This window comes from Kitasatospora sp. NPDC049285 (assembly GCF_040678815.1).
Lineage (GTDB): Bacteria > Actinomycetota > Actinomycetes > Streptomycetales > Streptomycetaceae > Kitasatospora.
Genome location: NZ_JBFAQR010000059.1, coordinates 37,243 through 46,288 on the forward strand (window position 1 = coordinate 37,243; position 9,046 = coordinate 46,288).

The window sequence follows — 9,046 nt, forward strand, 5'->3', positions numbered from 1 at the left end:
GAACAGGCGTACGATGGCGGTATGAGCGCCGCCCTCCCGCACCCCCGCCCCGAACGACTCCACCTCGGGGACGACGACGGGGACGCGACGCCCGCACCGGCAGCTCTGCTGACCGGCCCGGGCCGCACCTGGCCGGCGGAGGCCCGCTGGGCGCGGGCGCAGATCCGCGTCGGCGGGCAGTGGCGACCCGCCCGGATCGAACACTGGCGGCTGCGCCTGGGCAGCCTGCGCTGGTCGGCGCAGATCACCTGGCAGGGAGAGGACGGCCTCCCGGTCAGCGGGTGGTACCTATGCAGCCGGTCGACTGTCTCGTTCTGCGGGAGCCCGGTCGGCGCGAGCATCAGCTGACTGCAACCGCGGCGCCGGACGGTCAGACGACTGCTCGGTCAGCCCGAGGCGCGCGATTGCGCAGCCAGTAGTCGGACCATCCCGCCGCCCAGCGGAAGGCCGTCCCCGGGAACGGCTGCTCCAGCGAAGGGAGAGCGTCCCAGCTGGGATCCCACTGCTTCTCCCGCGTCAGCTGGGAGAACAGCTCCAGCAACCGGTCACCGGGAGAGCCATGGCCGCGTTCGGCCAACCCCTCACGAATCCGCTGCTCCGCCTCGGGCGACGCCAGCATGTCGGCGATCTCACACGACCCCGGACCATGTCCGGGGTCGAAGTCGTCCCGGGCGTAGAGCGCGAGGGCGAGAACGTCCAGCGCGGGGACGAACGGGCCGTAGCCGTAGTGCTCGGGCAGGCCCGGCTCGATCAGCGAGGCCGCCTCGCGGACCGCCTGATCCCAACGCCGGGCGAGGTAGTCGCTGGCGGGGGCGAAGCGCTCGGCGTGCCGACCGGCCAGGTACCACAGATCGTTGCTGTCCATCGAAGCGCCTCCTGAGACGAGTGGCTGGGGCTGAGCGTGATCTTGGCCCACGACGTTCCGACTGGTCCAGGCTGCCGCGGCGGCACTACCACAAGATCGGCCGGATGCATCCGGCCGCTCGGCGCGGAATCTGGTGATCCGCCCGCCGACGGACGCGATCGACGCTGCGTCGGCGGGCGCACCACCCCTGTCCCGCGCAGCAGAAGAGAGTGCCCGTGGAGTCCGAGCCCCAGGTGACCGTCCTGTTCACCGAGAAGCCCGACGAGCTGAACGCCTACGTCTACGGCCCCTTCACGCCCAGGCCCCTTGACGCCGCCAGGGTGAGCCGCCGGTACCCGCACATCACCGGCCCGCTCGAACACCGCGGGCTGGAGTGCGTCGAGGACTTCGGACTGAGCGAGTACATCGTCCACGCGCTGCTGCCCGACGGCGCGCACCTGACGATCTCACCGCCGCAGGAGACCGGCGACATCGGCGACTCCATCCCCGGGTTCCCCGACAGCTGGCACGTCACCCGGGACCACCCGGAGGACAGCGACCAGTTCGAGGTGATCTACAACAGCGAGCCCGGAGGCCCGCACGAGCACAACCGGGGCAGCGTGCCCGCGATGCTCGCGGCCGTGTACCAGCGCCTGGAGCAGCTGGGCGTCCCTGGCCGCGACGAACTCCTGGCCACCCAGGCCCGGGCCGAGCAGCTGCTGCGCGAGGCGGGCTTCGTCGACCGCTCCACCACCACGGACGTCCGGTTCCAGCTGCCTCCCGGCGCGACCGGACTCGCCGAGCGAAGCGCCGCGGTCACCCGCGCCGTCCGCTCCTTCCAGGGCCACGACATCGGCTACGTCTGCCCCTCCGCTCTCCTTGACGTGGTCGTCCAGGCCGCCCCCGCGCCGGTGCTGTCATCCACCCGCGACTCGGCCGCCCGCACCACCTCGCCAGCCCTGCCCCCGGCCGCGCCGCCGGCACCGCGCGAAGGGCTGCACCAAGCGGCCACCGGCCAGCCCCACCAGCCGGTCGCCCGCCCGCGGTAGCGCCCGTTCGGTGCGGCGTGCCGCCACAGTGCCTTGCCGGTCCGCCCGCAGCGCAACCCGTTCCCCGCCACGTACAGAAGAAGGAGCGTCGCCATGCTCGTCGTACTCTCCGCCCTCCGCTCCCACCTTGAGGACCTGCTCACCGAGCGCGGGCAGCAGATCCTCGCCGTCGTACCGCCCGCCGTCCAAGACGACCGCCGGGCCAACGGCGTCCCGTACCCGATGCTGACCATCGCCGCCTGGGACGACCAGCGGGAGCTGTCCGCCCTCGCCGACGAACTGGCCGCACTGCCCGTCGAATCGGTGGTCACCACCGACGAGCCCTGCCTGCGGGCCGCCGCTTTCCTGCGCGGTCGGCTGGGCCTGCCGGGCCAGTCCGCGAAGTCCGCCGCAGCCGGAACGGACAAGCACCTCCAGAAGGAGGTGCTCACCGCCGCCGGCGTCCCCGTCGCCTGGCACGTCCCACTGGACAGCGTCGCCGACATCGAGAGCGCTGCCGAGCTGCTCGGCTGGCCGGTCGTCGTGAAGCCCCGCAGGGGGTTCGCCGCGATCGGCACCCTCCTCGTTCGCGACCAAGCCCACCTCGACCGCCTGCGCGGCAGCGACGCCTTCGGCCCCCAGGCGCTGCCCGCCAGCCTTCACGCCTCCGGCATCCACCGGGGACTGGACCACGCCAGCGGCGGCCTCATGGCCGAGGAGGGAATCGACGTCGCCGCCGAGTACCACTGCGAGATCCTCCGCCACCACGGCCGCGAGGTCTACGCCGTGCCGGGCCGATATCCCGGGCCCCTGCTGGGCGCCTCCGTCCTGGGCGCGGTGCTCCTGGGTTCGGGCGACGACTACGCCCAACAGGTCGTCGACCTGGCCCGCGACGCCGCCGACGCCCTCCAGTTGCGCACCGGGTTCGCCCACGTCGAGATCCTGCGCGCACGCTCCGGCGACCTGCTGGTCGGCGAGATCGGCCTGCGGCCCGGCGGCGCCATGCTGCCCCACCTCCTCCGGCTCCGGCACGGCATCGACCCCTGGTCGCTCGCCGCCGACCTGGCCATGGGCCTGACGCCGAAGGCGCAACCGCGCCACGACGGCCCCGCCGTGGCCTGGGCCGCCCCGATCGCCCCACCCGGCTGGATCACCGGAATGGAAGACGCCGACGAACTCCGGAAGCGACCCGGCGTCATCGAGGTGCACCAGCTCGTCCACGTCGGCCAGCAGAGCCCCACCCGCGTCGGCTCGCTCACCCCCGCCGCCCACGTCTTCGCCATCGGAGACACCTCCGAGCAGGCCGAGGCCCGAGCCCACCAGGCCGCCACCGCCTGGCAGATCACCACCAGCGAGCTGCCACCGCACGAAGCCCGACCAGTCCGCTAGACCCCCGCACCGGACCGCCACACCACCCCCATCCGCGTCCCCCCCACACCACCCACCGGAGTGACCCAGCTGATGCACGTCCTCGTCCTGTCCACCGGCAACCCCCTGCTCGAAAACGCCCTCCTCGCCTCCGGCCACACCGTCACCGTTCTCCAGCCGGCCGGGACGGACAGCATCCCCGGCACCACCCGGCACACGGTCGAGCACTGGGACGACCTCGACGCCCTGACCGCGCTGGAACCCGCGCTGCCCGACGTCGACGCCATCGCCACGATCGACGAGCAGGCCATCGTCGCCGCCGCGCACCTGCGGCAGCTGCGCGCACTGCCGGGCCTGACGGTGGACGCCGCCCGCGCCTACACCGACAAGGCGACCATGAAGACCGCCCTCGCCGCCGCCAGTCTTCCCGTCGCCCGCCACCGGGTCGTCCACCACGCCGACGAGGTCGCCACCGCCGCACGCGAGTTGGGCTGGCCCGTCCTGGTCAAGCCCCGAGCCGGGCTGGCCACGCTGAACACGTTCGTCGTGCGCGACCCGGACCACCTGAAGGAACTCGTCGACACCGGAGCGTTCGACACCCGGATCACCGACCCGACCGGCCGCCTCACCGCCGGCCACGTCCTGGACTCCCTGCACGAGGCCCCCCACGGATTCCTCGTCGAGCAGTTCCTCGACGTCGAGGCCGAGTTCTTCTGCGACCTGTACGTCCACCGCGGGACCGTGCTCCTCGCGGTTCCGGGCCGCTACGACGCCCCGCTCCTACAGAGCGTCGGCGACGCCTCCTTCGATACCGTCCTGCCGCCCGACCACCCCGACGCCCGGGACATCGCCGACCTGGCTACCCGCGCCGCCGCCGCACTCGGCGCACAAAGCGGCGCGGTGCACTGCGAGATCCTGCGCGACCGCACCAAGGGCCTGTTCATCGGCGAAGCCGGCGCACGCCCGGGCGGCGGCAGCATCACCGAACTCGCCTCCGTGATGTACGCCTTCGACCTGCCCGCCACCCTGGCCGCCCTCGCCACCGACACGCGCCCGGACCTGGACACCACCCCGCGCTTCCCCGCGCTGACCGCCGTCATGATCCCCGCCCCCGCAGGGACCGTGACCAACGTCGCCGACCAAGACGCCATCGAGGAGCTGCCCGGCGTGCTCCACGCCGACATCCGCCTCACCGTCGGCCAGCCCGCGCCCGCCGGCATCGGCACCATGACCCGCGCCGGCCGGGTGCTCTACGTCCCCGACCACCTCGACACGCTCGACCAGGAGGTCGCCGACTTGCGCGCCGCGCTGGACATCCGCGCCGAGTAGCGCACCACCCCTGACCCTCCACCACCCGAACTCCACAGCCGGAGAAGCCCCTTGACGACAGCTGCCGCCGAAGCCGAACCGACGACCACCCGCCCCTCCAACCGCCTACCGGCCACGTACTGGGTGCTGGTGATCGGCTTCGGCGTCAGCCGCATCGGCGCCGTCCTCGTCCCGTACCTCACCCTGTACCTGGTCACCCAGCTCCACCTGTCGATCGGCACGGCCGGCCAGGTCCTGGCCGCGTTCGGCGCCGGGTGGGTGCTCGGCCAGCCGCTGTCCGGCGTTGCCGCCGACAGGTTCGGCCGCAAGAGCACCATCGTCGTCTCCCTCGCGCTGACCGCCGCGGCGTACGGACTGCTCGCCGCGGCCACCACCGTCACCGAACTGGTCGTCCTGGCCATCGCCATCGGCCTGGTCTTCGATGCGCCGCGCACCGCGATCACCGCATGGATCGGCGACGTCCTCACCGAGCGTCAGCGCGCCCGCGGCTTCGGCCTGCAGTATTGGATGCTGAACGCGGGCGCCGCCGTCGCGGGCATCGTCGGCGGCTACCTCGCCAGCGCCCACATGGGCTGGCTGTGCGCAGTCGACGCCCTGACCTGCGTCGTCTTCGCCCTGGTCATTCTCGCCCTGCCCGCCACCCGCGACCAGCCGGTCACCGCCTCCGACCCCGTCCGGTACCGCAGCGTCCTGGCCGACCGGCGCCTGCTCACGTTCACCGGCCTGTCGCTGGCCACGCTCACCGTGTACCAGCAGATGGTGTACGGCATCCCGCTGGCCATCCACGCCAGCGGCCTCTCGCCCGCGGTCTACGGCGCGGTCAATGTCGCCAACGCCGTCACCGTCCTGGCATTGCAACCCCTGCTCCAGCCGCTGATGGACCGCAGCGCACCCCTGCGGACCACCGCAGCCGGAGCGCTGGCCATCGGCTTGGGCATGGGCGCCAACGGCCTCGCCCACTCCGCCACCGCCTACGTCGCCGCAGCCGCCGTGTGGACCCTGGGCGAGATGGCCTTCTGCGTCGGCGCCGCCGCGTACGTCACCGAACTTGCACCCGACGGGGCACGGGGACGCTACCTCGGCGTCTGGGGTGCCGCGTTCGGCGGATCCGCCCTGGCCGCCCCGCTGCTCGGTGCCCTGGCCCTGGACAACGGACCCGGGTGGCTGTGGACCGGCAGCACCGTCCTGGCCTCGGCGTGCGCCGCCGTCTTCGCCCTCCAGCCCGCCAACCGCCGCCCCGCCCGCGGCTGACCACGCCCGCCACTTCCCGAAGGAGACCTCTATGGCCCCACTGCGCAAGAAGGACCGGACCCGCACCACGCCGGCGCGCCGCCGCGTCGCGACGGTCCTGGCCACGGCCCTCGCCGTCGTCGGCCTGTCCGCCACCCCGGCCCTCGCGGCCACCCACCGCGGGGTCGCCGGGTGCTTCGCCTGGTCCTGGGACGACAGCGGCTGGTTCTCGACGACGGTGTACTGGCACAACAGGTGCTCGACCGCCCATCGGATCGAAGTTGTCTGGGATGGCAACGCCTACGCCCTGACGACCCGCACCGTCCCCGCGAACGGGTCCGGCAGCACATGGACCACCAGCGACGCCGTCGAGCACGTCTACGACCTCGGCCGCGCCTGACCCGAGCCCCCTCGGGCCCGACCGCGTCACCGCGCCACCTCCTGAGCCTCGCAGCCCCGATCGGAAAGACTGCATGCCCCACGCCGCCGACGACACCGTCCTGCTCGTCATCTCCATGGGCAACCCCGCCTACCGCGCCTACTGCCTGGAAAGCGTCGCGCGCCGCCACCGCGTCGTCCTGGTCGACTCCACCGCGCCGACCTGGCAGTTGGCGCACATCGTCGACCACGAGGTCGCCGACCCCCACGACCTGCCCGCCCTGCGCGCAGCGGTCGCCCGCCTCGGGGAGCGCCACACCATCGCCGGAGTGCTCACCTGGGACGAATACTGCCTGCTGCCCGCCGCGCAGATCGCCACCGACCTCGGCCTGCCCGGCCAGTCGTCCGCGACCGCCGCCGCCTGCCGCAACAAGTCCGCCGCCCGCGCCGTCTGGGCGGCCGAGGGCGTGCCCTCCGCGCAGTCGATCCGGGCCACCTCGCTCGTCACCGCGAACACGGCCGCGCGTCGCATCGGATACCCCGTCGTCCTCAAGCCCGCCGCCCACGCCGCCAGCATCGGCGTGATCAAGGTCGAACGGGCCGAAGACCTGCCGGCCGCCTTCGCCTACACCTCCGGGCAGGCCGCCGGCCAGGGCACGGAAGGCTCCGGCGTCCTGGTGGAGGAGTACCTCGACGGGCCGGAGATCTCGGTGGAGTGCGTCACCGCGCACGGCATCACCACCCCGGTCGCCGTCACCCGCAAGGCCCTTGGCCCCGAGCCGCTGTTCCAGGAGGTCGGTCACACCGTCGTCGCCGCGGACCCGCTCCTCGCGCAGGTCGGCCCCATCGCCGAGGCCGCGCTGGACGCCCTCGGCGTCAACGCGGGCGTGTCCCACGTCGAGATGCGGCTGACCAGCGACGGCCCGCGCCTGATCGAGGTCAACGCCCGCATCGGCGGGGACCTCATCGGCCGACTGGTCCAACTGGCCACCGGAATCGACCTGCCCGCCGTCGCCGCGGACATCGCCCTGGGCCGCGAGCCCGACCTCACCCCCACCCGCCACGAGGCCGCGGGGGTGAGCTTCCTGTCGCCCGCTACCTCGGGCACCGTCCGCCGAGCACAGGCTCGAGAAGAGCTCGGCACCCCCGCCTGGCTGGAGCGGCTGTGCTTCGAGCGCGAGACCGGTGAGCAGATCCTCTCCGCAGACCAGGGCGGCAACCTGCACACCGGCCGCCTCGCGCACTTCGTGGTCACCGGCACCGACGCCGACCAGGTCCACGAGCGCCTAGAGCAGGTAGCCGGCCTGCTCGACGTCCAGGTGACCGGGGCCGCCTGAGCCAGCGCCCGACCCGGCGGGCCTGGTTGAGGGCCACGGGGGAGAACAGCCGCCTCAGCTGGGCAGCTTCGCCAGCTGGGGCGGCTGCGCGTGGCTCAGGCGTCCAGGCTCACTAGCTCCAACGGCACCGGATCCGGTGCGGCCAGACTCGCCCAGTGCTGGTGCAAGATCGGCAGGACCGGGGGCCAGGACCGGGGCTCGCCCACCGGCCACAGAGGCGCGAGCTGCAGCGTCGGCGCGAACGGCCTGATAGCGCGCCCAGGAAACGGGCCCGCTCTGAGGATCTGCACCACGAACATCCCGAGGCGCAGTGTGGCGAGGTACCCGTGTCCATCCGGGACCACCAGGGCATGACACGAGAAGTCGCTGGCGAGGGCGACCTGCGCGTTCTCCGGCATCAGCGCGAACCCGGTGCGGGCCACCATCGCCGCGCTCGGTCGACGCTCGCGGTAGAAGTCGGTGTAGTCGCCGGCAGGGATGATCGGCTCGGGCGGGTTGTGCGCCTTCGCCATCATCAACATGGTCTTGAGGCTCCACGCGGCGAGTACCTGCTGCTGCTCGCGGTTGAGGAACACCTGACGCCCGTTGATCATCGCAGGCAGGAAAGGCTTCACTCCGGATTCGAGGCCGCTCATCCACCCGTTGTTGCACGGCTTGCACACGGCCTTGACCGTGCCGTTGAGCAGGCCCTGGGCGTGCTGGTGCGTGGTGGCAGTGTTGGCTCGGTAGTGGAGGCCGTTCACGAGGTCCTCGGGCGCGAAGGCGACGCGCATCCACTGGCCGAGAACGTGTTCCTTGCTCAGCGGGCGACCGCCGCAGAAGGCGCAAGAGCGGGACATGGGAACACGGTAGCCGCAGAAAGATCACGATCAGGTATCGGTCCCTGAAAATGGGAATATTCCAGTCCGACGCCCGGTTAGAGCCACCATCTCTCCAGCGAAAGGGCTTGCAGCTTGTCGGACTCGCCGAGACGCGATCTGAACCCGAACGACCCCTCGAACCTCCCCCCGCTCCCGGCCGACCTGCACATCCCGGACTACGCGGTGATGGTGCCTGAGCCCGCTCCGGGTGGCGCCGTGATCCGTACCGTCGAGTACCCCGCCGAGCTGAACCCGCGGGGCACCCTGGTCGTCTGCGCCTCGTGCCGGGCGAACCGGGACTGGCTGCTCCTGGAGACCCGTCAGCGGGTCTTTGTGCGCTGCCGCTGCGGCCACGAATGGGAGGAGGGGGAGCTGGACTTCGACTTCTTCGAGGCGAACTTCGCCTACGCGGACCGCTCCTGGGATGACGCCGAGCAGGCGATGACCGACCTGGGCTTCGGGGGCGAGTTCGCAGGGATCTACTTCAACTGACCCTGCACCGGCAGGGCGCCGGCCAGGACCCTCCGGTCCGACCGCCGACAAGCCGTGGCAGACCGGACGACGGTCCTCGACCACCCGCTGCCTCGATCCGACGCTGTAAGCGCCGAAGGGCGGTGGGGCACAAGGAAGTTCCTTGTGCCCCCCCCCCCAGCCGCCAGTGGGAGGGGCGGG

The 9,046-nt window shown here is 72.4% G+C and carries 10 protein-coding genes; 8 read left to right on the plus strand and 2 right to left on the minus strand.

Going from position 1 to position 9,046, the window contains the following annotated elements; translation table 11 throughout:
• The first annotated feature begins 21 nt into the window (after positions 1 to 21).
• Positions 22 to 348, plus strand: a complete 327-nt coding sequence (locus AB0K51_RS28310) for a hypothetical protein (RefSeq protein ID WP_363459993.1) — start codon at positions 22 to 24, stop codon at positions 346 to 348.
• A 22-nt stretch (positions 349 to 370) separates the two neighbouring features.
• Here the strand turns inward: AB0K51_RS28310 and AB0K51_RS28315 are convergent, their stop codons facing one another.
• On the minus strand, positions 371 to 865 hold the full coding sequence (locus tag AB0K51_RS28315; protein ID WP_363459994.1) for a hypothetical protein: 495 nt from the start codon (positions 863 to 865) through the stop codon (positions 371 to 373).
• A gap of 215 nt (positions 866 to 1,080) precedes the next feature.
• Between AB0K51_RS28315 and AB0K51_RS28320 the strand changes: the two genes are divergently transcribed.
• From AB0K51_RS28320 to AB0K51_RS28345, 6 genes are all read left to right on the plus strand, one after another.
• Positions 1,081 to 1,893 carry a hypothetical protein gene (locus AB0K51_RS28320; RefSeq protein ID WP_363459995.1) on the plus strand — a complete coding sequence of 271 codons (813 nt, stop codon included), beginning with the start codon at positions 1,081 to 1,083 and terminating at the stop codon, positions 1,891 to 1,893.
• A gap of 93 nt (positions 1,894 to 1,986) precedes the next feature.
• Positions 1,987 to 3,261, plus strand: a complete 1,275-nt coding sequence (locus AB0K51_RS28325) for a hypothetical protein (RefSeq protein ID WP_363459996.1) — start codon at positions 1,987 to 1,989, stop codon at positions 3,259 to 3,261.
• A 72-nt stretch (positions 3,262 to 3,333) separates the two neighbouring features.
• Positions 3,334 to 4,569: a hypothetical protein gene (locus AB0K51_RS28330; protein ID WP_363459997.1), complete on the plus strand. Its 1,236-nt coding sequence runs from the start codon at positions 3,334 to 3,336 to the stop codon at positions 4,567 to 4,569.
• Positions 4,570 to 4,620: 51 nt separating this feature from the next.
• Entirely contained in the window at positions 4,621 to 5,820 is a 1,200-nt protein-coding gene (locus AB0K51_RS28335) for an MFS transporter (protein ID WP_363459998.1), read from the plus strand.
• Positions 5,821 to 5,851: 31 nt separating this feature from the next.
• Positions 5,852 to 6,199, plus strand: coding sequence for a hypothetical protein (locus AB0K51_RS28340; RefSeq protein ID WP_363459999.1), 348 nt, complete (start codon positions 5,852 to 5,854; stop codon positions 6,197 to 6,199).
• Positions 6,200 to 6,272: 73 nt separating this feature from the next.
• A complete protein-coding gene (locus AB0K51_RS28345; RefSeq protein WP_363460000.1) occupies positions 6,273 to 7,514 on the plus strand; it encodes an ATP-grasp domain-containing protein in 1,242 nt (413 codons plus the stop codon).
• A gap of 95 nt (positions 7,515 to 7,609) precedes the next feature.
• Here AB0K51_RS28345 and AB0K51_RS28350 read toward each other — a convergent pair whose 3' ends face one another.
• A complete protein-coding gene (locus AB0K51_RS28350; protein ID WP_363460001.1) occupies positions 7,610 to 8,353 on the minus strand; it encodes a hypothetical protein in 744 nt (247 codons plus the stop codon).
• Between the two features lie 237 nt (positions 8,354 to 8,590).
• Here AB0K51_RS28350 and AB0K51_RS28355 point away from each other — a divergent pair, with 237 nt between their 5' ends.
• On the plus strand, positions 8,591 to 8,866 hold the full coding sequence (locus AB0K51_RS28355) for a hypothetical protein (RefSeq protein ID WP_363460002.1): 276 nt from the start codon (positions 8,591 to 8,593) through the stop codon (positions 8,864 to 8,866).
• The last annotated feature ends 180 nt before the right edge of the window (positions 8,867 to 9,046 follow it).

Excerpts from the sequence above, each read along its gene's own strand:
- AB0K51_RS28310 (WP_363459993.1), top strand. The coding sequence starts at position 22 with ATGAGCGCCGCCCTCCCGCACCCCCGCCCCGAACGACTCCACCTCGGG.
- AB0K51_RS28315 (WP_363459994.1), bottom strand. The coding sequence starts at position 865 with ATGGACAGCAACGATCTGTGGTACCTGGCCGGTCGGCACGCCGAGCGC.
- AB0K51_RS28325 (WP_363459996.1), top strand. The coding sequence starts at position 1,987 with ATGCTCGTCGTACTCTCCGCCCTCCGCTCCCACCTTGAGGACCTGCTC.
- AB0K51_RS28330 (WP_363459997.1), top strand. The coding sequence starts at position 3,334 with ATGCACGTCCTCGTCCTGTCCACCGGCAACCCCCTGCTCGAAAACGCC.
- AB0K51_RS28340 (WP_363459999.1), top strand. The coding sequence starts at position 5,852 with ATGGCCCCACTGCGCAAGAAGGACCGGACCCGCACCACGCCGGCGCGC.
- AB0K51_RS28345 (WP_363460000.1), top strand. The coding sequence starts at position 6,273 with ATGCCCCACGCCGCCGACGACACCGTCCTGCTCGTCATCTCCATGGGC.
- AB0K51_RS28350 (WP_363460001.1), bottom strand. The coding sequence starts at position 8,353 with ATGTCCCGCTCTTGCGCCTTCTGCGGCGGTCGCCCGCTGAGCAAGGAA.